The organism is Streptomyces millisiae, from assembly GCF_031845425.1.
GTDB lineage: Bacteria > Actinomycetota > Actinomycetes > Streptomycetales > Streptomycetaceae > Streptomyces > Streptomyces millisiae.
Map to the genome: position 1 here is coordinate 342728 of NZ_JAVREM010000001.1, position 24002 is coordinate 366729.

A 24002-nucleotide genomic window follows, 5' to 3' on the forward strand; every position below is an offset into this window, starting at 1 on the left:
CATGGCCTACGTCATCGGCGCGGACTGCGTCGACGTCATGGACCGGTCCTGCGTCGAGGAATGCCCCGTCGACTGCATCTACGAGGGCGGGCGCAAGCTCTACATCAACCCCGTGGAGTGCATCGACTGTGGCGCCTGCGAGGTGGCCTGCCCCATGGAGGCCATCACCGTCGACCGTCGGGCCGACCCCGAACACCGGGCCGACAACCGGCGGTTCTTCGAGGAGCCGCTGCCCGGCCGCGACGCCCCGCTCGGCCTCCCCGGCGGCGCCGGCCCCGTGGGCCCGCTGGGCGTGGACACCCCCTTCACCGGCGCGCTGTCGGGCGACGCCCGATGACCGCGCCGGAGATCCGCGCGGCGGCCGACGCGCTGTGGGAGGCCGAGCGCAGCAACACCCCCTGCCCGCCGGTCCGCGCGCTCCTGCCCGCGGGTGACATCGAGGCCGCCTACGCGGCGCAGCGGCTGAACGTGGCACGCGGCACCGCCGCCGGACGGCGCCTCGTCGGCCGCAAGATCGGTCTGACCTCGCCCGCAGTGCAGGCCCAACTCGGCGTGGACCAACCCGACTTCGGCGCGCTCTTCGCCGACATGGCGATCCCCGGGGGCGGCGTGGTACCGGCCGGCCGGCTCATCCAGCCCAAGGTCGAGGCGGAGATCGCCCTTGTCCTGGGCGCCGAACCGCCGCACCGCGACTGCACGGTGGCCGACGTGATCCGCGCGACCGAGTTCGCGCTGCCCGCGCTGGAGATCGTCGACAGCCGCAACGCCGACTGGGACATCACCATCGTCGACACCGTCGCCGACAACGCCTCGAGCGGCCTGTTCGTCCTCGGCTCCACCCCGGTGCCGCTGACGCGCCTCGACCCGCGCGGCGCCCGGATGACCATGACCCGGCGCGGCGTGACCGTCTCCCGGGGGACCGGCGCCGACTGCCTCGGCAGCCCGCTGAACGCCACCGCCTGGCTGGCTTCGACGCTGGCCGAGAGGGGCGACCCGCTGCGCGCCGGCGACCTCGTCCTGACCGGCGCGCTCGGGCCGATGGTGCCCGCGGCGCCCGGGGACGGGTTCGAGGCGCGCATCAGTCAACTCGGCAGCGTCACCGTCGAGTTCGCCATGGAGGGAGACCACGTATGAGCACCCGCACCAGGGTCGCCGTGATCGGCTCGGGCAACATCGGCACCGACCTCATGATCAAGGTGCTGCGGCTCTCGGAGCACCTGGAGATCGCGGCGCTGGCCGGCATCGACCCCGACTCCGACGGCCTCGCCCGCGCCCGCCGCCTCGGGGTGGCCACCACCCACGAGGGCATCGGGGGACTGGTCGCGCTCGACGAGTTCGCCGACGTCCGGATCGTCTTCGACGCCACCTCGGCCGGCGCCCACCAGCGGCACGACGAGGTGCTGCGCGGCCTCGGCCGCACCGTCGTCGACCTCACCCCGGCCGCCCTCGGCCCCTACGTGGTGCCGCCGGTGAACCTCGACGCCCACCTGGAAAGCCCCAACGTCAACATGGTCACCTGCGGCGGACAGGCCACGATCCCCGTCGTGGCCGCCGTCTCCGCGGTGACCCCCGTCCACTACGCGGAGATCGTCGCCTCCATCGCGTCCCGCTCGGCGGGTCCCGGCACCCGGGCCAACATCGACGAGTTCACCGAGACCACCGCCGCCGCCATCGAGGCGGTCGGCGGCGCCGCCCGCGGCAAGGCGATCATCGTCCTCAACCCGGCGGAACCGCCGCTGATCATGCGGGACACCGTGCACTGCCTGGTCGCCGACTGCGACGACGCGGCCGTCACCGCCTCGATCGAGGAGATGGTCGACCGGGTGCGGGCCTATGTGCCGGGCTACCGCCTCAAGCAGCAGGTGCAGTTCGAACGGATCGCCGCCGACGACCCGCTGCGCACGCTGCTGCCCGCCGCCGCCAGGACCGCGAAGGCGCCCGTGAAGGTGTCGGCGTTCCTCCAGGTCGAGGGCGCCGCCCACTACCTGCCCGCCTACGCCGGCAACCTCGACATCATGACCTCGGCCGCGCTGCGCACCGCGGAGCGGCTGGCCGCACACCACTCCCACCAGGAGGAGGCAGCCAGGTGACCACCGCCGACCTCTACATCCAGGACGTCACCCTCCGGGACGGCATGCACGCCGTCCGGCACCGCTACACCGTCGAACAGGCCCGCACCATCGCCGCCGCCCTGGACGCGGCCGGGGTCCGCGCCATCGAGATCGCCCACGGCGACGGCCTGTCGGGCTCCAGCGTCACCTACGGCGTCGGCGCCCACACCGACTGGGAGTGGATCGAGGCCGTCACCGGCGCCGTGCGGCGGGCGATCCCCACGACCCTGCTGCTGCCCGGCATCGGCACCCTCCGCGACCTACGGCGGGCCCACGCCCTCGGCATCCGCTCGGTGCGGATCGCCACCCACTGCACCGAGGCCGACATCGCCGCCCAGCACATCGCGGCCGCCCGCGAGCTGGGCATGGACGTCGCCGGCTTCCTGATGATGTCGCACCTGGCGGAACCGGCCGAACTGGCCCGCCAGGCGAAGCTCATGGAGTCGTACGGCGCCCACTGCGTCTACGTCACCGACTCCGGCGGCCGGCTGACCATGGACGGGGTGCGGGACCGCTTCCGCGCCTACCGCGACGTGCTCTCGCCCGACACCGAGCTCGGCATCCACGCCCACCACAACCTGGGCCTCGGCGTCGCCAACAGCGTGGTCGCCGTCGAGAACGGCGTCACCCGCGTCGACGCCTCGCTGGCCGGCCAGGGCGCGGGTGCCGGCAACTGCCCGCTTGAGGCCTTCGTCGCGGTGGCCGACCTGCTGGGCTGGCCGCACGGCTGCGCGCTCTTCCCGCTGATGGACGCCGCCGACGACCTGGTCCGCCCGCTCCAGGACCGCCCGGTGCGCGTCGACCGCGAGACCCTCAGCCTGGGCTACGCCGGTGTCTACTCCAGCTTCCTGCGGCATGCCGAGGCCGCCGCCGCCCGCCACGGCCTCGACACCCGCGCCATCCTCGTCGAGGTCGGACGCCGCGCCATGGTCGGCGGCCAGGAGGACATGATCACCGACGTCGCGCTGGACCTGGTGGCCCGGGCGGCGGGCCGCCCGTGACCCAGGCGCCGCGACGCGGCTATGTCGCCACCCGCTTCGGGCAGTTGCACTACGCCGAGTGCGGCACCGGCGAGCCCGTGCTGCTGCTGCACCAGACCCCGCGCTCCTGGACCGAGTACCTCGACGTCCTCCCGCTGGTGGGGACGGCGCGCCGGGCGATCGCCATGGACACCCTGGGCTTCGGCGCCTCGGCGAAGCCGGCGGGACCGCACTCGGTCGAGCGCTACGCCGACGCCGCCGGCGCGCTCGTCGACGCCCTCGGCCTCGACCGCTACCACCTGGTGGGGCACCACACCGGCGGCGTGATCGCCGTGGAACTCGCCGCGCGCCACCCGGACCGGGTCGCCAGCCTGCTGTTGTCCGCCACGCCCTTCGTCGACGCGGAGAAGCGGCGCGCCGCGGTGCGCGTGGACCACGTCGTGCCCCGCCCCGACGGCTCCCACCTCCTCGACCTCTGGAACCACCGTCGCGGCTTCTACCGGGACGGGGAGGAGGCCGCGCTCCACCGCTACCTGGTCGACGCCCTGACCGTGCTCGACCGGGTGACGGAGGGCCACGAGGCGGTGCGGCGCTACGCCATGGCGGAGCGGCTGCCGCTCGTCAGGGCCCGCACCCTCGCGGTCTGCGCCCCGGGGGACCACCACGCGCTGCCGTCCCTGCCCAAGCTGGCCGCGGCGCTCGGCTGCCCGACGCGGCTGCTCTCCGGCGGCCACGTCCCCGTCCCCGAGCAACTGCCCGGGGAGTTCGCCGAGCTGGTGCTCGACTGGGTGGGCCGGGGCTGAGCCACGGCCCACCCGCCGGTGTGCGGAGTCAGTCGGACAGCGACGCCTCGGCGATGTACAGGAAGCCCATCTGGGTCGCGACGATGTCGCTCACCGCCTCGGTCCGCACGGAGAGCGTGGGCCGGGAGATGAGCGGCACCGCGAAGGCCTGGTCGATGAAGTAGTCGTTGAACTCGCGCAGCGCCCGCTCCCGCTCCTCGGGGCTGCTGGCGCTGGTCACCGCGTCCACGAGCGCGTCGTACTCGGCCGTCTCGAACCCGCTGACGTTGTTCGCCGGCACCAGCTCGGGACGGCTCACGACGGCGCTGGCCGGCGAGAGCCCGTTGCCCGCCTGCATCAGCACGACCGGCTCGGAGAAGTTCCGGGTCGCGAGCCGCTCCTCGTAGTCGGGCCCGTTGAGGATCACCGGCTCGGCGTTCAGGCCGACGTCCGCCAGGTTGTTCTGGACGATCTGGAAGATGCCCGTCGCCTCCGGCGTGTCACCCATGGCGACCTCGAAGGACGTGCCGGGCGCCACGCCCGCCTCGGCCAGCAGTTCCTCGGCCCGGTCGGGGTCGTAGGAGTAGTGCGCGGCCTGGGCCTCGTCGTACCCGACCGTGGTGGAGCGCCACGGCACGCTCGTGGCCACGCCGTGACCGCCCTCGACCTGCTCCACGATGCGGTCGCGGTCGATCGCGTACTGGACGGCCCGGCGCACCGCCGGGTCGTCGAAGGGCTGCTGGGTCACGTCGAAGGCGACCGGGAACGCCGCGCCGCCGGTGGCGACGAGCTCGAACCCCGGCTGCTCGCCCAGGCTCCGCGCGTCACCCGGGGGCAGCCCCACGGCGTACTGGGCGCGTCCGCTGCGGATCGCCGAGGTCAGCGCCGTGGGGTCGGTGATCACGTCGATCTGGATGCCGTCGAGCTCGGTGTTCTCCGCGTCGCGGTGCTCGTCGTACCTGCTGAGCACGATCTCGCCGCCCGGCGTCCAGGACTCCCAGCGGAAACGGCCCGTGCCGTCGACGTCCCGACCGGCGGCGTAGTCGTCGTAGGCGTCCTCGTTGAGGATGGGCAGGGTCTCGAACAGGTCGAAGACGTTCGGCAGCGGCTGGGCGAAGGTGAGTTCGAGCCCGTGGTCGCCGTCGGGGCGTATCTCCGAGATCTGGGCGGCGATCGACTGGTTCGCCGCTCCGACGGACGGGTCCTGGGCCTGCTCCAGGGTGAAGGCGACGTCGGCCGAGGTCAGCCGGCGGCCGCTGTGGAACGTCACGTCGTCGCGCAGCGTGATGCTCATGCTCGTCGCGTCGGGTGCCAGCTCCCACGACTCGGCCAGCACCCCGCGCGGCTCGGTGGTCTCGGGGTCGATGAGCGTCAGCGTCTCGAAGACCGAGTACTCCACCACGATGTTGCCGATCGCCGTCTTGAGGAACGAGCCCGGGTCGACGTCGTACGCCTGGGCGACGACCAGCGTGCCGTCGTCGCCCGCCGCGCCGGCGGCTCCTGGGCCCTGGGTGGCGGCACTGCAACCGGCGGACGCCAGCATCGCCGCGGCCGCGGCGGCGAGCACCGGCCGACGCCACCTGGCTCTCTTCGTCAGTGACATCGAAACTCCTCGGGGTAGTCGGGGGAACGTGCGGTGACGTGGGGGTGTGGTCGCCCAAGCTAGAGCCGAGTGACCGCCGGCACCCCGCCCGCGTTTCGCTGACCGGTCCAGCGACCCCGGGGAATCGGCGGAGCGGTGGTTAGCGTCGGCGTCATGTCTCTCGCTTACTGCTTCACCGCGTACGGCGGCCCCGAGGTCCAGCGGTTCCTCGACGTGACGGTGCCCGCCCCGGCGCGGGGCGAGGTGCTCGTCCGGGTGCACGCCGCCGGTGTCAACCCCGTCGACTGGAAGGTGCGCGCCGGGATGCACCGTTCCTTCCTGCCGCTGGTGCTGCCGGCGGTGCTCGGGCGCGAGGTCGCCGGGGTCGTGGTGCGCACCGGCCCCGGCGTCGACGACCTCGCGGTGGGCGACCGGGTCTTCGGCGCCACGGTCGGCGGCAGCGGCGGCTACGCGGAACTGGCCCTGATGCCGGCCGCGCGGACCGCGCGCGTCCCCGCGGGGGTGCCGTTCGTCGAGGCGGCGGCGCTGCCCATCGCGGCCGGCACCGCGCACGGCAGCCTCGCCGGCCTCGCCGTGGCACCGGGCGACACCGTGCTGGTCCTCGGCGCCGGCGGCGGCGTCGGCACCATGGCCACCCAGCTGGCGGCCATCGGGGGAGCCACGGTGGTGGGCACCGCGAGCGCGGGGAAGCGCGTGTTCGTCGAGTCGCTCGGCGCCACGGCCGTCGCCCACGACGAGGACGACGTCGAGGCCCGGCTCCGGGAACTGCTCCCGGACGGGCCCGACGCCGTCCTCGACCTGGTCGGCGGCGACGCGCTCCTCGGCGCCGCGAGTCTCCTCGGCGACCGGACCCGGGTGCTCGGCGTGACCGGGGAACCGCTCGCCACCCGGTTCGGCGTGGGTCGCCTGGTGAACGTCGGCGATTCGGCGACGCTGTCCGCCCTGGCCGGACTCGTGGGCGCCGGACGGCTGGATCCGCGGGTCCACCGGGTGTTCCCCTTCGTCGAGTCGGGGAACGCGCTCGCCCTCGTCGAGTCGGGCCACGTGGCGGGCAAGGTGGTGATCGACGTCGCCGGCGACCGCTGAGGCGGGGGGCCCGGTCAGGCGGTGGCGCCGCCGTAGCGGGCGTTCATCCACTCCGCCGACGCGATGGCGCACTCCAGCGGGTCGGCGATGGCGGGGCGGTCGACCTCGACCATGAGCCAGCCGGCGAAGTCACCCGGCAGGGCGCCGAGGATGTCGGCCAGCGGCAGCTCGCCGCGGCCCGGCTCCGCCCACAGGCCCTCGACCACCGTCCGCTGGTAGTCCCAGCCCGCGCCCCGGCCGCGCTCACCGACGCTCAGCAGGCAGTCCTTCACATGGACGAACGGCACCCGCTCGGCGTGGTCGGCGATGACGGCCCGCACGTCGAACCCCGCCCAGGCGAGGTGCCCGGTGTCCGGCAGGAATCCCAGCTCCTCGGGGCCGAGGGCGTCGAGCACCGCCCGCGCCTCGTCCTCGGTCTCGATCCAGGTGCCGACGTGCGGGTGGAGCGCCGGCCTGACGCCCTCGGCCCGCATCACCTCGGAGATCCGGCGGATCAGCTCCGTCACGGCGGTGAGCCGGACCGCGTCGCTCTCGGTGCCCTGGGCCGGCCGCAGCACCCGGGGCGCCCCCTTCTTCATGCCCATGCCCAGGCCGACGTCCCCGAGTCCGAGTTCGGCATGGATCCGCGCGACCTTCGCCGCGCTGTCCAGGACCTCGGCCTCGGTGCCGTCCCTGCCGTCGGAGCGACAGACGAAGTAGCCGGGCGCCAGGGTCAGCCCGGTCTCGTCCACGGCGTCGCGGTACCGCTCCACCGACCAGTCGGCCGGCACCTCCAGCATGACGGAGCCGAAACCGGCCTGCCTGACCAGGGAGAGCAGCTTCCCGCGCTCGGGGGCCAGCGACGGGTCGAGCCAGCCGTCGTCGGTGGCCATCCAGTGGATCGGGTTGAGGGCGACGCGCGCCGCCGGGAGCGCGGGGGATGACTGGCCGGACATGGGGTGTCCCTTCAGGTCGGCGAGCAGGTCCGGGAATCGTAGGCACCGGTCGGCCGGGTCCAGCACGGTCGCGGTTCGGTAGACGGACCCTCCGCGAGGTGCGCGCCGCCGTCCTGTGGTTCATTGCCAACCCCATCCCGACGGTCTGAGGAGTCCCCTATGTCCACGAGAGGCGGTGAGCGATGATCAGGTTCCTGGTAGGCAAGGCACCGTCACTGGTCTTCGTCCTGTTCGCCAGCTCGATCGTCGCCTTCGCGCTGCCCAGGCTCGCGCCGGGCGATGTCGCCGTGGTGCTGGCCGGGGACGACCCGACCGCGGAGAGCATCGCGGCGATCCGCCGGGAGCTCGGTCTCGACCGGTCTCCCGTCGTGCAGTACGCGGAGTGGATCTCCGGGCTGTTCCGCGGCGACCTGGGAGAGTCGTTCCTCCTGCAGCGGAGCGTGGCCAGCCTGATCGGCGACCGGATCGGCAGCACGGTGCAGCTCGCGCTCCTCTCGACGATCCTCGTCGTCCTCATCGGCGCCACCCTGGGCACGCTGGCGGGCTCGGCCCGCGTCGGCTGGGCCCGCGCCGTGCTGGACTTCGCCAACAGCCTGTTCGTGGCGGTGCCGTCGTTCCTCGTCGGCCTGGGCTTCATCCTCCTCTTCGGGATCTTCAACCGGTGGCTGCCGGTCAGTGGCGAGGTGAGCGTCCTCGACGATCCGGTCTGGGGGTTCCAGTACCTGATCCTTCCCGCCCTGGCGCTCGCCCTGGGCCCGGCGGCCGTCGTGGCGCGTTTCATCCAGACCGAGATGCGGGCCGTGCGGAACGCGGAGTTCGTGGACCTGGCCCTCAGCAAGGGCGCGTCGGCGCGACACATCACCCTCCGGCACGTCTTCCGCAACAGCCTGGGGACCGGGGTCGTCGCCGTGGGGCTGCAGATGGGCAACGTGCTGGCCGGTGCCGTGATCATCGAGGCGATCTTCGCGCGCAACGGGCTCGGCCAGCTCGCCGTCTCCAGCGTCCAGGACCGCGACTTCACGGTCCTCCAGGTGCTGATCCTGGGGGCCGTCCTGGTGGCGGTGCTGTGCCAGCTCCTCACCGAGATCGTCCTCGCCGCCCTCGACCCGCGCATCCGGCTGGGGGACCAGACATGACCGAGATCCAGGTGACGACCACCGACATCGAGGCGCCGGCGGGCGCCCGCCGGCTCAACCCCACCGTCGCGCGCTACCTGTCGGCCTTCCGCACGGCCAGGGGCGTCATCGGGCTCGGCCTCCTCGGCGTCCTGGTGCTCGGCGCGCTGCTGGCCCCGGTGTTCTTCCCCGAGGGCCCCAACAGCCAGGGCCGGGAGGCCCTGACCGGGATGTCGGGCGCGCACCCGTTCGGCCTCGACGAGTTCGGGCGCGACATCCTCGCCCGCAGCCTCTACGGGCTGCGGATCGACCTCAGCCTGATCCTCCTCGCCGTGCCCCTCAGCATGTCCTTCGGCATGCTCCTCGGGCTCGCCGGCGTCCTCTCGGAACGCCTCGGCGTCGCGATCCAACGCCTGTTGGACGTCGTCATCGGCTTCCCCGGCCTGCTGCTCGGCATCTGCCTGGTCGCCGTGCTCGGCCCCGGCTGGGTCTCGCTGTTCCTGACGATCCTGATCGCGGGCATCCCCACGGCCGGCCGCCTGGCGCGCGCCGCGTGGCTGGAGCAGCAGACCCGGGAGTACGTCCTGGCGGCCCGCGTGCTCGGGGTGTCGCGCTGGAGCCTGCTGACCCGGCACGTCGTCCCCAACGCGATGGACGCGATCGTGGTGAACGGCTCCGTGTGGATGGTGATCGGCGTCTACATCGAGGCCGGCCTGAGCATCGTGGGGCTCGGCGTGGAGCCGCCGACGCCCTCGCTCGGGGTGCTGCTCAACACCGGCCTGCGGTTCGTCACCCAGTCCCCGACCCAGGTGATCGGACCCGCTCTGGTCCTGCTTCTGCTCGCCGTGGCGTTCAGCATGATCGCGGACGCCCTCAACGAGGCGGTGAATCGATGACCGACGCGACCACCCGACCCGCCGACGCCGGCCCCCACCCGACCCGGTCGAACACCGAACCGTCCGCGCCGTTGCTGCGGGTCAGCGACCTGCGGACGGAGTTCAGGACCCGGCACGGGCTCGTCAGGGCCGTCAACGGCGTCAGCTTCGACGTCCACCCGGGCGACGTCCTCGGCATCGTGGGGGAGTCGGGATCCGGCAAGTCCGTCACCGCCCGCTCGATCATGCGCATGGTCCGCCCCCCGGGGAAGGTGGTCGGCGGCTCGGTCGAGTTCGCCGGCGAGGACCTGCTGTCCCTGCCGGAACGCGAGATGAGGCGCCGCAGGGGCGGCGCCGTCGCCCTGGTGTTCCAGGACCCCCAGGCGGTGCTCAACCCCGTCATGCGGATCGGGGACCAGATCGTGGAGGCCCTGACCCTGCACGGGACGGACAAGCGGGCCGCCCGCCGCCGCGCCCTCGACCTGCTCGACCAGGTCGGCATCCCCGACGCGGCGACCAGGATCGACCACTACCCCCACCAGTTCTCCGGCGGCATGCGGCAGCGCGTCGTCATCGCCATCGCGCTCGCCAACGACCCGGCGCTGCTGATCGCCGACGAGCCGACCACCGCCCTCGACGTCACCATCCAGGCGCAGATCCTGCGGCTGCTGCTCAGGCTGCGCGCCGAACTCGGCCTCGCCATCGCGATCATCACCCACGACATGGGGGTGGTCGCCGAGATGTGCACCCGGGTCGCGGTGATGTACGGCGGCCGCGTGGTCGAGCAGGGCACCGTCGAGCAGGTCCTCGGAACACCCCGGCACCCCTACACCGCGGCGCTGCTCGCCGCCATGCCCCGGATCGACGACGACCGCGTCGGCGAGCCGCTGCCCGCCATCCCCGGATCGCCGCCCGACCCCGCCGCGCTCCCCGCGGGCTGCGCCTTCGCCCCCCGCTGCCGGTACGCGGAGGACGCCTGCCGGGAGCAGATCCCGGAACTGCTCGGGGTCGGCGAGGAGGGGCAGCTGTCCGCCTGCTTCGTGGCACACCGCGGCGACGGCATCGGGCCCGCCACGGACGACGACGCGCCGGAGCGTGCCGCCGCGACCGTCACCGTGACCGAGGTCCGCGCGCCCCGGCCGGCCGACTCCGTGCCGGTCCTGGAGGTCCGCGATCTGCGGGTCGACGTCGGCTCCCGCCGCCGGGGCGTGTTCCGCCGGGACGCCCCGGTGTTCGCCGTCGACTCGGTCAGCCTGGCGGTGCGGGCCGGCGAGACGCTCGGCCTGGTGGGGGAGAGCGGCTGCGGCAAGTCGACGTTGTCACGCGCCGTCGTCGGGATCACGCCCGTCGCCGGCGGCTCCGTCCTGGTCGATGGGCAGGACGTCACGGCCATGGCCGGTGACGACCTCGGCCGCGTCAGGTCCTCGGTGCAGTACGTCTTCCAGGACCCCTACGCCTCGCTCAACCCGCGGCGCACCATCCGCCAGTCGCTCGCCGAGGCGCTGTCGCTGCGCGGCCTGCGCGGCTCGGCGCTCGAGCGGGAGGCGCGGTCGCTGATGACGCGGGTGGGGCTGCGCGCCGACCATCTCGACCGCTATCCGCAGGCGTTCTCAGGTGGCCAGCGGCAGCGGATCGGCATCGCCCGGGCGCTGGCCCGCGAACCGAAGGTGCTCATCCTCGACGAACCGGTCTCGGCGCTCGACATGTCGATCCAGGCCCAGATCATCAACCTGCTGGAGGAGTTGCAGGACGAGCTCGACCTCGGCTACCTGTTCATCGCCCACGACCTCTCAGTCGTCCGCCACCTCAGCGACCGGGTGGCGGTGATGTACCTCGGCCGGATCGTGGAGACCGGCAGCGCCGCCAGCGTGTACGGGAACCCCCGGCACCCCTACACGGCCGCGCTGCTGTCCTCGTCCCCGGTGCCGAGCCTCGCCGAGCGCGAGCGGGAGCGCGTCGTCCTGCGCGGGGACCTGCCGAGCCCGGCGGACCCGCCGTCGGGCTGCCGGTTCCGGACGCGGTGCCCCGTCGGGCCGCTCACGCGCCCGGAGCGCACGGTCTGCGTCGAGGTCGCCCCCGAGCCGCGGTCCGACGGCGCGGGCGGGCAGGTCGCCTGCCACTTCGCGGGCGAGCTGTCCTGACGGACGGCGGACAACGAACGACGAACCGCCCCGACCGGTCACGGTCGGGGCGGTGTTCGTTCTCGCGTGGTGGCGGCGTCAGGCGGCGTACCGGGGCGCCGGGCGTTCGCAGCCGCTCTCCAGCGGCACGACCCGGCTCTCCCGGGAGGCCGTCTCGACCGCGCACAGCGCCTCCAGGACGTGGAAGGCGAACGCGGCGTTGGCCCGGTGCGGTCCGCCCTCGACCGCGTCGGCGAGGTCGCGCACGCCGAGGCCCCGGCGGTGCTGCTCGCGGGTGTCGACGGCGCCGAACAGGCCGACCGCCGGCTCCAGCACGGTCCACCCGGTGTCGCCGTGCCGCCGCAGCCGCACGTCGCCGTCGAAGTTGTTCGGGTTCGGCAGGGAGAGCGTGCCCTCGGTGCCGTAGATCTCTATCCGGGGCAGTTCCGTGTCCCAGATGTCGAAGCTCATCAGCGCCGTGCCGATGACGCCCGAGGCGAAGGTGAGCACCGCCGAGGCGTGCGTGGGGACCTCGACCTCGATGGAGTCGACGGCCCGGTCGGGGGCGGTCACCGTCCTGACCGGCGCCCCGATCCGGGTCGCGGCGGTGACGCTCGCGATCGGGCCGAGGAGGTTCACCAGGATGGCGACGTAGTAGGGGCCCATGTCCATGACCGGGCCGCCGCCCCGCTGGAACAGGAAGCGCGGGTCGGGATGCCAGGTCTCCGCCTTGCTGTGGCTGATGAACGCCGAGGCGCCGACGGGCGTGCCGACGAGTCCGGCGTCGATGGCCCTGCGCGCCGTCTGGCTCGCGCTGCCGAGGAAGGTGTCGGGAGCCGAACCGAGCACCCGCCCGCTCGCGGCGGCCGCGTCGAGGACGGCTCGGCCCTCCTCGACCGTCGTGCCCAGCGGCTTCTCGACGTAGACGTGCTTGCCGGCCTCCAGCGCGGTGACGATGGTGCGCGCGTGGTGCACCGGCGGGGTGAGGTTCACGATGATGTCGACCGACTCGTCCGCGTAGAGCTCGGCGTCGTCGCCCCAGGCCGGGATGGAGTGCTCGACAGCGGCCTGCTTGGCCCGCGCCGGGTCGATGTCGCCCACCCGCACGATGGGGAGCTCCGGGTAGCGCGCCATGCCGGCGACGTACCGACCGAAGATGTTGCCGCTGCCGAGGATTCCGATCCGATGCGATTGCCTTGCTGTGCCCATGTTTCCTCTCCCAGGGCGACGCGTCCGCGGTGCCCTGGGGCCGTGAGCGGTCAGCGGCACGCGCGGCGCGGGGTCGGACCTTTCCGGGCACCCTAGGTCGCCCTCCCAACGGGCACGAGACGCGTGTTCCGCTGAGCAGAACCCCGGCCCGGCTACCCGGTCGTGAACGGCACGTACCGCTCCAGCCGGCTGTCGTAGCCGATCACGTGCCCCATCCGCTTCGCGATCCGCGGGACCACGGCACGATCCGTGACCCGCGTCGTGGGGAACCGCACGGCGATCACGCGCTCGATCTCGTCCAGTTCCTCGATGTCGCGCAGGCAGGCCGTCGCGATCAGGTTGGACGCGCCCGTCATGCTGGAGCACCACCGCAGCTGGGGGAAGCGTCGCAGGGTGGCCGCGACGTTCTCCAGGTCGCTCTGGGGCACGTCGAACCAGAGCATCACCTCCTCCCAGCCTCCGAGGTCGTGGCTGAAGTCGATGCGCCAGCTCACCCAGCTCGCCACCAGCAGCGCGTCGACGCCCCTGGACACCGCGGACAGGGAGCGACCGACGCGCCCCTGAAGGCCGGAGATGGGGCGCCGCACGTCGTCCCCGATCGCGGCGACCAGCTCCAGCAGCAGGGGGCTGGGCTTCGGGTCGGCCACGGCCGTCGGCAGGGTCTCGGAAACCGCCCGCGCCTGCGCGGCCGTGAGGGCGTACGGGCGCCAGTCGGAGCCCTGCTTGAAGACCCGGCGGAAGTAGCTCGTCCGCATCCGCCGCACGCCCGGCACCGAGCCGACGACCTCGTCCACGTACCGGTCGACGGCGACCCGGTCCGGCAGGCTGACCGTGAGCACCAGGTCGCGCGCCCCCGACGTGCAGTGGATGCTCACCACCGGCGCCTCGCCGGACAGCCGCTCGATGACGCTCTGCCGACGCCCCGGCTCGCAGCCGATCTCGACCACGGCCGTCGCCAGGTCCCGCAACTGCGCGTTGATGACGTGGAAGCAGCTCGACCAGACCCGGCGGTCCCCCGTCACCCGGCTCCAACGGCGGGAGAGCGTGGAGGGGTCGGTCATCAGGATCTGGCCCAGCCGGGCCCACGAGACGCGCGGGTTGATCTGCAGCGCGTGGACGATCGCGAAGTCCATGGCGTCGAACATGGCGAGAATCATGTTCCAGGTTGGTCCATATCGCAATATTCGTGCGGACCACCGCAGAGGATGGCGAATACGCGGCACCGTCGGCACACTGCCTCTCACGGACATCGCCACCGACGCGACATGCCCGTCCCGCAGGCCGTCCCCGGGCCAACCCCCGCCCCGGTGCGCCTCTCCCGCCGACGACGCCGGCCACCCCTCCACGCTCCCCTGCCGCCCCCTGACGCCTGTCAGATCCGTTCCGGAGGCCCTCTATGCGAAGTACGCGCCCCAGGCCACCGCTCGTCGCGGTGGTGCTGCTGGTCGCCCTGGCCCCGTTGACCGGCTGCCTGTCCGCGCGCGGCGCCGACGGCTCCGCCACCGACACCGTCAACGCCGCCCTCGGCACCGACCCCTCCACCTTCGACCCCGCGCTCGGTTCCGCCAGCGACGACTACACCGCCGACCGGCTGCTCTACGACACCCTCACCCGCCGCGACAACGAGGGGCTCGCCGCCGGCCTCGCCACCGACTGGGAGGCCGTCTCCGCCGCCGAGTTCGTCTTCACCATCCGTCCCGGCGCCACCTGCTCCGACGGCACGCCCGTCAGCCCGACCGTCGTCGCGGACTCCCTGACCCGCTTCGCCGACCCGGACACCGGATCCCCCGGCCGCACCCTCGCCCTGGGGCGCGGCGAGGCCACCTTCACCCCCGACGACGAGGCCGGCACCGTCACCGTCGAACTCACCGAGAACTGGGCCGACCTGCCCATCGGGCTCTCCCTGCCACAGACCGGCATCGTGTGCCCGGCCGGACTCGCCGACCCCGAAGGTCTTGCCGCCGGCACCGTCGAGGGCGCCTTCTCGGGCCCGTACACCCTGGCTCGCGCCACCCCCGCGGTCTCCTACGAGTTCGCGCTGCGCGAGGAGTACGACGCCTGGCCGGACTTCGCCGAGCCCCTCACCGGCACCGCCCCCGCCACCCTGGTGTTCACCCCCTACGCCGACCCGTCCACCAGAGCCACCCAGTTGCTCTCCGGCGTGCTGGACGTCGCCAGCTTCCCCGACGAGAACATCGGCCGCTTCGAGAACAACGACTCCTTCTCGGTCGACATGGTCCACGCGCTCAGCACCTACCTGCTGTTCAACGAGCGCGAGGGTTCGGTCTTCGCCGACGCCCCCGAGCTACGGCGCGCCGTCGCCCAGGCGCTGGACCCCGAGGCGTTCACCCAGGTCGTCACCAACGGGCGGGGCCAGGTCCTCAGGTCGGTCGGCTCCTCCGCACTGCCGTGCGCCAACACCGACACCTCCCTGCTCCCCGGCCACGACCCCGAGGCCGCCGGCGAGGTGCTCGACGGCGTCACCATCCGGTTCGTCGGCACCATCGGCGTCGACCAGGGCAACGAGTACGCGGCCGAGGTGCTCCGCAACGCCGGCGCCGACATCGAGCTGCGGAACCTGGACAACGCCCAGTGGTCGGAGATCACCAGCGGCGGGGGCGGCGACTGGGACCTCACCATCCAGGCCGACTTCAACGTCGTCGGCTCCCTCCCCTCGTCCCTGCTGCGCGTCATGGGGCCGCCCACCGAGGACGGCGGGCGCAGCAAGACCGGCGCCGACAACGAGGAGGGCTACGGCGCGCTCCTGGAAGCGATGAGCACCACCGAGCAGGACGCGCGCTGTCAGGCCTTGCGGCGGGCGCAGGAGTCCTTCCTCCAACGGGTGGACGCCGCGCCGCTCGCCGGTCTCGCCGAGGCATCCGTCGCCGCCGACGGTGTCTCGATCCGCGCCCTCGGCGACTACATCGATCCCGCGACGATCCGCATCGTCGGCTGACCCGGAGCCCGCGCCATGACCACCATCACCGCACCCTCAGCCGCGCCCGTCCCCGGCGCCCCGGCCTCCCGCACCGGCCGGGCCGGCGCCGGGCCCTGGCTGGCCTTCGCCCGCGGCCGCCTCATCGGCCTGGCCGCCGTCTTCCTCGTCCTCCTCGTGCTGTCGTTCCTCATCGTGCAGCTCATCCCCGGCGACCCGGCCGTGGCCATCGCCGGCCCCGACGCCACCGCCGAGGACATCGCGGCCATCCGCGGCACGCTCGGCCTCGACCGCCCGATCCTCACCCAGTTCCTCGACTACGCCGGCGGTGTCCTCACCGGTGACCTCGGGGACTCCTTCCAGTACCGCCAGCCGGTCGAGACCATCATCGGCAACCGCCTCCCGTTCACCGCGGTCCTCGCGCTCCACGGCATCGTCGTGGTCCTGCTCGTCGCCGTCCCCGTGGGCATGGCCGTCGCCATCGCCACCCGCGGCGGCCGTCGCCGCTGGCTCGACACCGCCTTCGGAGCCCTCACGGGCTTCCTCGACTCCGTGCCCGGCTACATCATGGCGACCTTCCTCGTCGTGCTGTTCGCCAGCGGCGTCGGCGTCCTCCCGCTGCTGCCGCCCGCGTACTCCCCGGGCGACCCCAACCTCTCGCTCATCCTGCCCGTGACCGCCCTGGCCGTCGGCCCCGCCTGCACCATCGCCCGCGTCGTGCGCCGCGAGACCGCCGTCGTCCTCGGACACGACTACATGCGCACCGCGCGCGGCTGGCGACTGCGGCCCGGCACCCTCCACCTCAAGTACGCGCTGCCCAACCTGCTGACCACCACTCTCACCCTCAGCGGACTCATCCTCTCCGGCATGCTCGGCGGCGCGCTGATCATCGAGAACGTGTTCGCGTTGCCGGGGCTCGGCTCCGGCATCATCAAGGCGATCCTCGACCGCGACTACCCCGTCATCCAGGGCATGGTCCTCGTCATCGGCATGATCGCCGCCCTCGTCCACCTGGTCGTCGACGTGCTGCTCGCACTCGTCGACTCCCGCAACCTGGGAGGCGCTCATGGCGACTGAGACGGTCACCGCATCCGCCACGCCGACGTCCCGCACGACCGCCGGTACGTCCCGGCGCTTCGCCTGGACCCCCGGCCTCGTCATCGGCCTGACCCTGATGGCCGCCGTCGTCGCGATCGGTCTCCTGGCCCCGGTGCTGCTCGACGGGCGGGCCACCGCCATGGGCGAGAGCGCCGCCCAACCGTCGGCCGCCCACTGGCTCGGCACCGACGCCGCCGGCCACGACGTGCTGGCGCGCAGCCTCGTCGCCACCCGTCTCACCCTGCTCATGACCGTGGGCGCCACGGCCGTCTCCGTGGTCGGCGGCCTCGTCATCGGCACGGCGGTGTGGCTGGCCCCGAGGCGGCTGCGCACCCTCGGGCTGCGCGCCATCGATGCCCTCGTCGCCTTCCCCACGCTCCTCCTGGCCCTGGTCGTCGCCGCGATCCTCGAACCCGGCACCGGCTCCGCCATCGCCGCCATCGGCCTCGCCGGCATCCCCTACTTCGCGCGCCTCACGGCGAACCTCGCCGGGCAGATCTCCCACCGCGACTTCGTCACCACCGCCCGGCTGATGGGCGTGCCGGGACACCGCGTCGCCGCCCGGCACGTCCTGCCCAACATGGCCGAGCCCCTGCTCGTCCTCACCGCCTCCGCCTTCGCCCAGGCCCTCACGGCCCTCTCCGCGCTGTCCTTCGTCGGCCTCGGCGTCCAGTCGCCCGACTACGACTTCGGCAAGCTGCTCAACGAGGCCCTGCCGTCCGTACTGGCCGGCCGCCCCTGGCAGATGGTGGGCCCGACCCTGCTCATCGTGCTCACCGGCGTCGCCGCCACCCTCATCGGCGACGGCCTCGCCGCCGCCGCCGACCCCCGCACCGGCACCCGGACCCGCGCGGCGGCGCTGGTCGGCTCCGGCGTCACCGACCAGGCCGCCGGTACGCCGGCCGGCGCGTCCCTCGTCGACGTCGACGACCTCGTCATCACCAACGCCGCCGGTCACACCCTCGTCGACCACGTCTCCCTGCGCATCGCCCCCGGCGAGATCGTCGGCCTCGTCGGCGAGTCGGGCTCCGGCAAGTCCCTCACCGCCATGACCCTGGCCCGGCTGCTGCCCGACGGACTCACCGCGCGGGCCGGGCGGATCCGGCTCGGCGACCTCGACCTGCTCGGCCGCGTCGCACCACGCGACCTCGCCCTCGCCATGGGCCTCGTCTACCAGGACCCCGGCACCACCTTCAACCCCGCTCTCCGCCTCGGCACCCAACTCACCGAGGTCCTCCGCACCCACGCCCGGGCCGATCGCGGCGAGGCCCGCACCCGCATCCTCGACGCCCTGCGCGCCGTACGGATGACGGAACCCGAACTCCGGCTCCGCCAGCATCCGCACGAGCTCTCCGGCGGCATGCGCCAGCGCGCCATGATCGCCTCCGCGATCTCCACCACCCCGAAGCTCCTCATCGCCGACGAGCCCACCACGGCCCTGGACGTCACCGTGCAGGCCGAGATACTGCGGGAACTCAAGCGGATCAACCGCGAGTTCGGTACCGCGATCCTCTTCATCTCACACGACCTGGCCGTGGTGCGGGCGCTCTGCGACCGCGTGCTGGTGATGAACGACGGCCGCATCGTCGAGGAGACGGCGGCGGCGGACCTCACCACCGAGTCCGCCCAACACCCCTACACCCGCAGGCTGCTCGCCGCCACGCCCACCGTCGCCGCCGCCGCGGCCGCCGCCGAGGAGTCCCACCGATGACCGACCCCCTCCTCCGCATCGAGCACCTCGACATCGCCTACGGCAGGGGCCCCACCACCACCCACGCGGTCCGCGACGTCAGCCTCGACCTCACCCGGGGACACACCCTGGGCCTGGTGGGGGAGTCGGGCTCCGGCAAGACCACCCTCGCGAAGGCGATCGTCGGCGGCCTGCGCCCCAGATCCGGCTCCATCACCATCGACGGCACCGACGTCACCAGTGCCCGGGGCCGGGACCGCACCGCCCTGCGCCGCCGCGTCCAACTCATCCCCCAGGACCCGTACTCCTCGCTCGACCCCCGCCGCACCATCGGCCAGGCCCTCGCCGAGGCCATCGATCCCCGGCGCGCGTCGGTGCGCAGACACCGGGCCACCATCACCGAATGGCTCGAGCGGGTCCGGATGCCGGCCGACGCCGTCGACCGCTACCCCCACGAGTTCTCCGGCGGCCAGCGCCAGCGCATCGCCATCGCGCGAGGCCTGCTGATCCAGCCCAGCCTCGTCGTCGCGGACGAGATCACCTCCGCCCTGGACGTCTCCGTCCAGGCCGAGATCCTCGCGCTGCTCGACGAGCTGCGGCACGAACTCCGCCTCACCCTGGTCTTCATCTCGCACAACCTCGCCGTGGTGCGCCAGGTGTCCGACGAGGTGGCGGTCCTCTACCACGGTGAACTCGTCGAACACGGTCGAGCCGCCCACGTCTACGACTCCCCGACCGCCGACTACACCCGAGCCCTGCTCGACGCCGATCCGGCATCGCCCGGCTTCTCCCTCAGCTGACCCTGACCCCTCACCCCTCACCACCACCCGTCACGTCCGGAAGGAACACCCCCACCCATGCCCACCGAGCCGCTCCGCCTGGTCAACGCCCGCCTCGTCACCGGCAAGCCGGGAGCCGCCCCGATCCCGGACGCCGTGCTGGTCACCGACGCCGAAGGCCGCATCGTCCACGCGGGCGAGGCCGACGCCGCTCCCGCCTCCCCCGGCGCGCGCGAGATCGACCTGGCAGGACGCACCCTGCTGCCCGGCTTCATCGACGCCCACGTCCACGTCAAGCTCAGCCTGCCCCAGGGCCCGTTCCACGAGCTGACCACCGACCCGGCCTACGTCGCGTACGAGACCGCCGAGCGGCTGCGCGCCACCCTGGACGCCGGCGTCACCACCGTCCGCGACCTGGCGGGCGCCAGCCGCGGCGTACGCGCCGCCATCGCCGACGGCCTCATCACCGGCCCCCGGCTGAAGATCGCGGTGAACGCCATCAGCCACACCGGCGGCCACGGCGACTTCCACCACTTCGACGGCGGCCACATGCAACTGCACCAGGGCGGCGCCTACCTGGCCGACACCCCGGACGAGGCGCGCCGGGCCACGCGCGACGCGATCCGTTCCGGCGCCGACGTGATCAAGATCTGCACCACCGGCGGCATGGGCAGCCCGCACGACACCCCCGACGACGAGGGCCTGCGCGTGGACGAGGTGCGCGCCGTCGTCGACGAGGCCACCCGGCACGGCGGCCGCCCCGTCGCCGCCCACGCCCAGGGGCTGGCCGGGATCCAGGCCGCCATCCTGGGGGGCGTCACGAGCGTCGAACACGGCTACGGCATCGACGACAAGGCCCTCGACCTGGCCGCCGAGCGTGGCGTCTTCCTGGTTCCGACCCTCTCGACGGTCTTCGTCGGCATCGACAAGAAGGCGATGCAGCCGTACCACTACGAGAAGAAGGTGCGGTGGTCGGGCATCACCAAGACCAACATCGCCCACGCCATCGAGCGCGGCGCCAGGATCGCCATGGGCACCGACGCGGGCGTCGTCCCCCACGGCCGCAACCTGCTCGAACTCGGGTTCCTCGTCGAACTCGGCATGTCACCGGCCGACGCGATCGTCGCCGGCACCGCCACGGCGGCCGAACTCCTCGGCGTCGCGGACGACCTCGGAACCCTGGAGGCGGGCAAGCTCGCCGACTTCGTCGTCAGCGCGGTCGACCCCCTCACCGACATCGTCGGCCTCGGCGACCCCGCCAACGTCCTGCTCGTCGCCCAGTCCGGCGTGATCCGCAAGGACCTCGTCGGCCTTGCGGCGACCACGGCTCAGGGCCAGCTGGTCTCCTGACCGGCCGGCCGTCCCCCGGGGAGTTCCATTCTCCTTGGCTCCACAGGCCAGAGGCCCCCTCCCAACAGGGGAGGGGGCCTCTGGCGTGCCATGCCCGACGAGCCTCGCGATCTCCATGGCGGGGACGTCGGGATCGGATCGCTGCCCGCAGCGAGGTTGCCGGAATCCGCTGGCGTCGCCCGTTCCAAGTCTGTTTCGCAACTGTAAAAAACTCGGTCTCATACTGATTGATTCAATCAGAAAAAGCTAATGTCTCGATCAGTTCAGCTTTTGAGAGACCGAGGAGGTCGGTGCGCCGATGCGTGACCCAGTAGAGCGGCTGCTGGCCGAGTACGGCATACGGGAGGTTCTCGCCGTGACGGCGACGGCGTCCGAGGTCGACCGCACCTGGCTGGTCGAGACCCCGCGTGGCGGTCTCGTGGTGAAGCGGTCGCCCTACGGGAGCAGCGCGCCGCGCACGCAGGCGGGGCTGCTGGCGCTCGCGGCCCGGGACGCGAGCCTTCCCCTGCCACGCCTGCTCACCAGTGCCGTCACCGGCACCGCGCTCAGCTCCGACGGCACCGCCTACGTGACGACGCGCTGCCCTGGCCGCCCGCTCGAGGAGGCGACCATCACCGACGACCTGGCCGCCGCGCTCGCCCGACTCCAGGCCGCGCTCATAGGCGCGCTCGCCGACGCCGACGCGGACGCGCTCGGCGTCCCGGACGTCAACGAGTGGTCGCTCGACGCCGTCGTCGACTACGAGCCGCTCGTCGGCGCGCACGCCCCCGCCGGCACGGCGGGTTTCCTGCGCGGGGTGATCGACGCCTACCGCGCGACGGTCGCGCCGGTGCGCGACCGGCTGCCGGTCCAGGTCATCCATGCCGACGTCAACCTCTCCAACGTCCTGGTCTCGGGCGACGGCCGGGTGACCGGAATCTTCGACTTCGGAGACGCCGTTCGGGCGCCGCGCGCCTATGACGTGGCGGTCACGGCCTGCTACCTCGCGCTCGCCCTGGGCGCGCTCGACCACCCGGTCGTCCGCGGCTACCTCGATCAGGCCGTCCGCCTGTGCCGCCTGCACGCCCTCGAGGTGTCGCTCCTGCGCACCCTCGTGCTGTGCCGGCTGGCGATCGTGATCCTCCTGGGTCGGGAGTCCGCACGACGCTCGCCCGACCGGGCCGCCTATCAGCTCCGCTACGACCACCTCGCGGAACGACTGCTCACGCGAGTCGCCGACAAGGACGCACCCCAGGGAAGGGAAACGATCTCGTGACGGCGACATCCAGCGAGGTCGGCCAGATGATCAACCGGTTCGATCCCGGCGCGGCGCACACCCTGTCCGAGGCCGACCAACGGTTGCTGGCGCGCCGACGGGCGACGCTCGGCGACATCTATCCGCTGTTCTACGACAAGCCCGTGCACGTGGTGCGCGGCAGCGGAGCGTGGCTGGTCGACGCGGACGGCGTGGAATACCTCGACGCGTACAACAACGTGCCCGCCGTGGGGCACGCCAACCCGCGCGTCGCCAAGGCCGTCTACGCCCAGCTCACGCGGATGAACACGCACACCCGCTATCTGCAGGACGGAGTCGTCGAGTTCGCCGAGCGGTTCCTCGCCACCCATCCGGCCCATCTCGATCACGTCATCTTCACGAACTCCGGGTCCGAGGCCAACGATCTGGCGCTCACCATCGCGAAGTGGCGCACCGGGAACGAGGGCGTCATCGTCACGCGGATGGCGTACCACGGCACCACGAGCCTGCTCGCCGGTGTCTCGCCCGAGAACGGCCCCGGCATGCCGGTCGCGCCGTTCGTGCGCGTCGTCGACCCGCCGGACACCTTCCGGTACGGGGACGCGGCGGGGGCGATGTTCGCGGCGGCCGTGGGTGAGGCGATCGACGAGCTCACCGCGAGCGGTCTCGGGGTCGCCGCGTTGCTGATCGACACGATCATGTCGACCGACGGCATCTTCCCCGGCCCGCGCGGCATGCTGGCCGAGGCGTTCCGTGCCGTCCAGGCCGCCGGCGGCCTGGTGATCGCCGACGAGGTGCAGCCGGGGATGGCGCGCATCGGCGAGGCGATGTGGGGCTTCCAACGCCACACGGACCAGGTCGACCTGGTGACCTCGGGCAAACCCCTGGCGGGCGGCCTGCCCATCGGCAGCCTCGTGCTCCCCGCCGAGCTGTCCGACGGATACGCCGCCGGCCACCGCTACTTCAACACCTTCGGCGGCAACCCCGCCTCCATCGCGGCGGCTGGTGCCGTGCTCGACGAGGTGCAGGAGCGCGGCCTGATGCGTGGCGCGCTCGAGGTCGGTGCCGCGCTGCGGCGGTCGATCGCCGAGGCGAGCGCCACGAGCCCGTACGTCGCCGACGTCCGCGGCGTCGGCCTGTTCATCGGCGTCGAGATGGTGGACCGCGAGGGCCAACCGTCGCGTGACGTCGCCCGGCGCGTGGTCAACGGCCTCCGGGACCGCAACGTGCTCATCTCGGCCGTCGGCCGCCTGGGGCAGGTCCTCAAGGTCCGCCCCCCGCTGGTCTTCACCCACGACGACGCGACCGCGTTCCTGACGGCCTACCGGGCCGTGCTCGACGAACTCGACCAGGAGGGATCCCATGGGTGACGAGGTGCTCACCATCTCCGACGTGGGGAAGCGGTTCGGTGCCGTGACCGCCCTGCGCGACGTGAACCTCACCGTGCGAGCCGGCGAGATCGTCGCGCTCCTCGGTGACAACGGCGCCGGCAAGTCGACGTTGATGAACGTCATCTGCGGATCACACGCCGCCGACACCGGAGTCGTCGCCGTGAAGGGCGAGCCGCTGGCCTCGCTCGCCGACGCCAGGCGCCTCGGCGTGGGCGTCGTCTACCAGGACCTGGCGCTCGCGCCGCACCTGAGCCTCGCGGAGAACCTGTTCCTCGGCCACGAAGTGGTCCGCGGGGCCGGCCCGTTCCGCGTGCTGGACCGGGCGAGGATGCGCGACGAGGCCAGGGACGCGATCGAGCGCCTCGGCATATCCACGCTCCGCGACGTGCGGCTCCCGGTGGCGAGGCTGTCCGGCGGCCAGCGCCAGGTGCTGGCGGTCGCCCGAGCGATGAAGTGGGCCAGGCACCTCATCCTGCTCGACGAGCCGACGGCCGCGCTCGGCCCCAAACAGGTCGGCATCGTGCTCGACTCGATCAAGAAGGCGGCGGATCACGGCCTCGGCGTCGTCCTCGTCTCGCACGACATCCCGAGCGTGCTCAAGCTGGCGGACCGGATCGTGATCCTCCGCCACGGGACGATCGCCAAGGACGTTCCTCCCGCCGGCCTTTCCGTCTCCGACGTCGTCACCGTCATGGTGGGTGAGGAGTGA

21 protein-coding genes are annotated in these 24002 nt (G+C 72.9%); 17 read left to right on the forward strand and 4 right to left on the reverse strand.

Annotated features, from left to right (window positions below; translation table 11 throughout):
• Nucleotide 1: 1 nt before the first annotated feature.
• From RNC47_RS01475 to RNC47_RS01495, 5 genes are read left to right on the forward strand one after another with little or no spacing between them, the layout of a single operon-like run.
• Entirely contained in the window at nt 2–337 is a 336-nt protein-coding gene (locus tag RNC47_RS01475) for an indolepyruvate ferredoxin oxidoreductase subunit alpha (protein ID WP_311594729.1), read from the forward strand.
• Complete coding sequence (locus RNC47_RS01480; RefSeq protein WP_311594730.1) at nt 334–1134, forward strand: 2-keto-4-pentenoate hydratase; 801 nt, start codon at nt 334–336, stop codon at nt 1132–1134. The genes RNC47_RS01475 and RNC47_RS01480 overlap by 4 nt, the downstream gene beginning before the upstream one ends.
• Nucleotides 1131–2090: an acetaldehyde dehydrogenase (acetylating) gene (locus tag RNC47_RS01485; RefSeq protein ID WP_311594731.1), complete on the forward strand. Its 960-nt coding sequence runs from the start codon at nt 1131–1133 to the stop codon at nt 2088–2090. The genes RNC47_RS01480 and RNC47_RS01485 overlap by 4 nt, the downstream gene beginning before the upstream one ends.
• Nucleotides 2087–3112 (forward strand): 4-hydroxy-2-oxovalerate aldolase, encoded by a 1026-nt coding sequence (gene dmpG / locus RNC47_RS01490; RefSeq protein WP_311594732.1) that lies wholly within the window; start codon nt 2087–2089, stop codon nt 3110–3112. Before RNC47_RS01485 ends, dmpG begins: the two co-directional genes overlap by 4 nt.
• Nucleotides 3109–3894: an alpha/beta fold hydrolase gene (locus RNC47_RS01495; protein WP_311594733.1), complete on the forward strand. Its 786-nt coding sequence runs from the start codon at nt 3109–3111 to the stop codon at nt 3892–3894. Before dmpG ends, RNC47_RS01495 begins: the two co-directional genes overlap by 4 nt.
• 28 nt (nt 3895–3922) lie before the next feature.
• On the opposite strand, the gene RNC47_RS01500 is transcribed toward RNC47_RS01495, so the two are convergent.
• Complete coding sequence (locus RNC47_RS01500; protein WP_311594734.1) at nt 3923–5476, reverse strand: ABC transporter substrate-binding protein; 1554 nt, start codon at nt 5474–5476, stop codon at nt 3923–3925.
• Nucleotides 5477–5629: 153 nt separating this feature from the next.
• Here RNC47_RS01500 and RNC47_RS01505 point away from each other — a divergent pair, with 153 nt between their 5' ends.
• On the forward strand, nt 5630–6562 hold the full coding sequence (locus RNC47_RS01505; protein ID WP_311594735.1) for an NADP-dependent oxidoreductase: 933 nt from the start codon (nt 5630–5632) through the stop codon (nt 6560–6562).
• Nucleotides 6563–6576: 14 nt separating this feature from the next.
• On the opposite strand, the gene RNC47_RS01510 is transcribed toward RNC47_RS01505, so the two are convergent.
• The gene (locus tag RNC47_RS01510; RefSeq protein ID WP_311594736.1) at nt 6577–7497 is read right to left on the reverse strand and encodes a sugar phosphate isomerase/epimerase family protein; all 921 of its coding nucleotides are present in this window, start codon (nt 7495–7497) and stop codon (nt 6577–6579) included.
• 182 nt (nt 7498–7679) lie between these two features.
• On the opposite strand from RNC47_RS01510, the gene RNC47_RS01515 reads away from it, so the two are divergent.
• From RNC47_RS01515 to RNC47_RS01525, 3 genes are read left to right on the forward strand one after another with little or no spacing between them, the layout of a single operon-like run.
• Nucleotides 7680–8633 (forward strand): ABC transporter permease, encoded by a 954-nt coding sequence (locus tag RNC47_RS01515; protein ID WP_311594737.1) that lies wholly within the window; start codon nt 7680–7682, stop codon nt 8631–8633.
• Complete coding sequence (locus RNC47_RS01520) at nt 8630–9508, forward strand: ABC transporter permease (protein WP_311594738.1); 879 nt, start codon at nt 8630–8632, stop codon at nt 9506–9508. Before RNC47_RS01515 ends, RNC47_RS01520 begins: the two co-directional genes overlap by 4 nt.
• Nucleotides 9505–11628 (forward strand): ABC transporter ATP-binding protein, encoded by a 2124-nt coding sequence (locus RNC47_RS01525; protein WP_311594739.1) that lies wholly within the window; start codon nt 9505–9507, stop codon nt 11626–11628. The genes RNC47_RS01520 and RNC47_RS01525 overlap by 4 nt, the downstream gene beginning before the upstream one ends.
• Before the next feature lie 78 nt (nt 11629–11706).
• Here the strand turns inward: RNC47_RS01525 and RNC47_RS01530 are convergent, their stop codons facing one another.
• Both RNC47_RS01530 and RNC47_RS01535 read right to left on the reverse strand, forming a co-directional pair.
• On the reverse strand, nt 11707–12816 hold the full coding sequence (locus RNC47_RS01530) for a Gfo/Idh/MocA family protein (RefSeq protein ID WP_311594740.1): 1110 nt from the start codon (nt 12814–12816) through the stop codon (nt 11707–11709).
• A gap of 152 nt (nt 12817–12968) precedes the next feature.
• Entirely contained in the window at nt 12969–13973 is a 1005-nt protein-coding gene (locus tag RNC47_RS01535) for an Lrp/AsnC family transcriptional regulator (protein ID WP_311594741.1), read from the reverse strand.
• Between the two features lie 239 nt (nt 13974–14212).
• Here RNC47_RS01535 and RNC47_RS01540 point away from each other — a divergent pair, with 239 nt between their 5' ends.
• From RNC47_RS01540 to RNC47_RS01575, 8 genes are all read left to right on the forward strand, one after another.
• Nucleotides 14213–15772 carry an ABC transporter substrate-binding protein gene (locus tag RNC47_RS01540; RefSeq protein WP_311594742.1) on the forward strand — a complete coding sequence of 520 codons (1560 nt, stop codon included), beginning with the start codon at nt 14213–14215 and terminating at the stop codon, nt 15770–15772.
• Between the two features lie 15 nt (nt 15773–15787).
• Nucleotides 15788–16828: an ABC transporter permease gene (locus RNC47_RS01545; protein WP_311594743.1), complete on the forward strand. Its 1041-nt coding sequence runs from the start codon at nt 15788–15790 to the stop codon at nt 16826–16828.
• A complete protein-coding gene (locus RNC47_RS01550; protein ID WP_311594744.1) occupies nt 16818–18560 on the forward strand; it encodes a dipeptide/oligopeptide/nickel ABC transporter permease/ATP-binding protein in 1743 nt (580 codons plus the stop codon). Before RNC47_RS01545 ends, RNC47_RS01550 begins: the two co-directional genes overlap by 11 nt.
• Nucleotides 18557–19339 carry an ABC transporter ATP-binding protein gene (locus RNC47_RS01555; RefSeq protein ID WP_311594745.1) on the forward strand — a complete coding sequence of 261 codons (783 nt, stop codon included), beginning with the start codon at nt 18557–18559 and terminating at the stop codon, nt 19337–19339. The genes RNC47_RS01550 and RNC47_RS01555 overlap by 4 nt, the downstream gene beginning before the upstream one ends.
• A gap of 57 nt (nt 19340–19396) precedes the next feature.
• On the forward strand, nt 19397–20668 hold the full coding sequence (locus RNC47_RS01560; protein WP_311594746.1) for a metal-dependent hydrolase family protein: 1272 nt from the start codon (nt 19397–19399) through the stop codon (nt 20666–20668).
• Nucleotides 20669–20966: 298 nt separating this feature from the next.
• Nucleotides 20967–21923, forward strand: coding sequence for a phosphotransferase enzyme family protein (locus tag RNC47_RS01565; RefSeq protein WP_311594747.1), 957 nt, complete (start codon nt 20967–20969; stop codon nt 21921–21923).
• On the forward strand, nt 21920–23272 hold the full coding sequence (locus RNC47_RS01570; protein WP_311594748.1) for an aspartate aminotransferase family protein: 1353 nt from the start codon (nt 21920–21922) through the stop codon (nt 23270–23272). Before RNC47_RS01565 ends, RNC47_RS01570 begins: the two co-directional genes overlap by 4 nt.
• Complete coding sequence (locus RNC47_RS01575) at nt 23265–24002, forward strand: ATP-binding cassette domain-containing protein (protein ID WP_311594750.1); 738 nt, start codon at nt 23265–23267, stop codon at nt 24000–24002. The genes RNC47_RS01570 and RNC47_RS01575 overlap by 8 nt, the downstream gene beginning before the upstream one ends.

Excerpts from the sequence above, each read along its gene's own strand:
- RNC47_RS01475 (WP_311594729.1), top strand. The coding sequence starts at position 2 with ATGGCCTACGTCATCGGCGCGGACTGCGTCGACGTCATGGACCGGTCC.
- RNC47_RS01480 (WP_311594730.1), top strand. The coding sequence starts at position 334 with ATGACCGCGCCGGAGATCCGCGCGGCGGCCGACGCGCTGTGGGAGGCC.
- RNC47_RS01485 (WP_311594731.1), top strand. The coding sequence starts at position 1,131 with ATGAGCACCCGCACCAGGGTCGCCGTGATCGGCTCGGGCAACATCGGC.
- RNC47_RS01500 (WP_311594734.1), bottom strand. The coding sequence starts at position 5,476 with ATGTCACTGACGAAGAGAGCCAGGTGGCGTCGGCCGGTGCTCGCCGCC.
- RNC47_RS01505 (WP_311594735.1), top strand. The coding sequence starts at position 5,630 with ATGTCTCTCGCTTACTGCTTCACCGCGTACGGCGGCCCCGAGGTCCAG.
- RNC47_RS01510 (WP_311594736.1), bottom strand. The coding sequence starts at position 7,497 with ATGTCCGGCCAGTCATCCCCCGCGCTCCCGGCGGCGCGCGTCGCCCTC.
- RNC47_RS01515 (WP_311594737.1), top strand. The coding sequence starts at position 7,680 with ATGATCAGGTTCCTGGTAGGCAAGGCACCGTCACTGGTCTTCGTCCTG.
- RNC47_RS01520 (WP_311594738.1), top strand. The coding sequence starts at position 8,630 with ATGACCGAGATCCAGGTGACGACCACCGACATCGAGGCGCCGGCGGGC.
- RNC47_RS01525 (WP_311594739.1), top strand. The coding sequence starts at position 9,505 with ATGACCGACGCGACCACCCGACCCGCCGACGCCGGCCCCCACCCGACC.
- RNC47_RS01530 (WP_311594740.1), bottom strand. The coding sequence starts at position 12,816 with ATGGGCACAGCAAGGCAATCGCATCGGATCGGAATCCTCGGCAGCGGC.
- RNC47_RS01535 (WP_311594741.1), bottom strand. The coding sequence starts at position 13,973 with ATGATTCTCGCCATGTTCGACGCCATGGACTTCGCGATCGTCCACGCG.
- RNC47_RS01540 (WP_311594742.1), top strand. The coding sequence starts at position 14,213 with ATGCGAAGTACGCGCCCCAGGCCACCGCTCGTCGCGGTGGTGCTGCTG.
- RNC47_RS01545 (WP_311594743.1), top strand. The coding sequence starts at position 15,788 with ATGACCACCATCACCGCACCCTCAGCCGCGCCCGTCCCCGGCGCCCCG.
- RNC47_RS01550 (WP_311594744.1), top strand. The coding sequence starts at position 16,818 with ATGGCGACTGAGACGGTCACCGCATCCGCCACGCCGACGTCCCGCACG.
- RNC47_RS01555 (WP_311594745.1), top strand. The coding sequence starts at position 18,557 with ATGACCGACCCCCTCCTCCGCATCGAGCACCTCGACATCGCCTACGGC.
- RNC47_RS01560 (WP_311594746.1), top strand. The coding sequence starts at position 19,397 with ATGCCCACCGAGCCGCTCCGCCTGGTCAACGCCCGCCTCGTCACCGGC.
- RNC47_RS01565 (WP_311594747.1), top strand. The coding sequence starts at position 20,967 with ATGCGTGACCCAGTAGAGCGGCTGCTGGCCGAGTACGGCATACGGGAG.
- RNC47_RS01575 (WP_311594750.1), top strand. The coding sequence starts at position 23,265 with ATGGGTGACGAGGTGCTCACCATCTCCGACGTGGGGAAGCGGTTCGGT.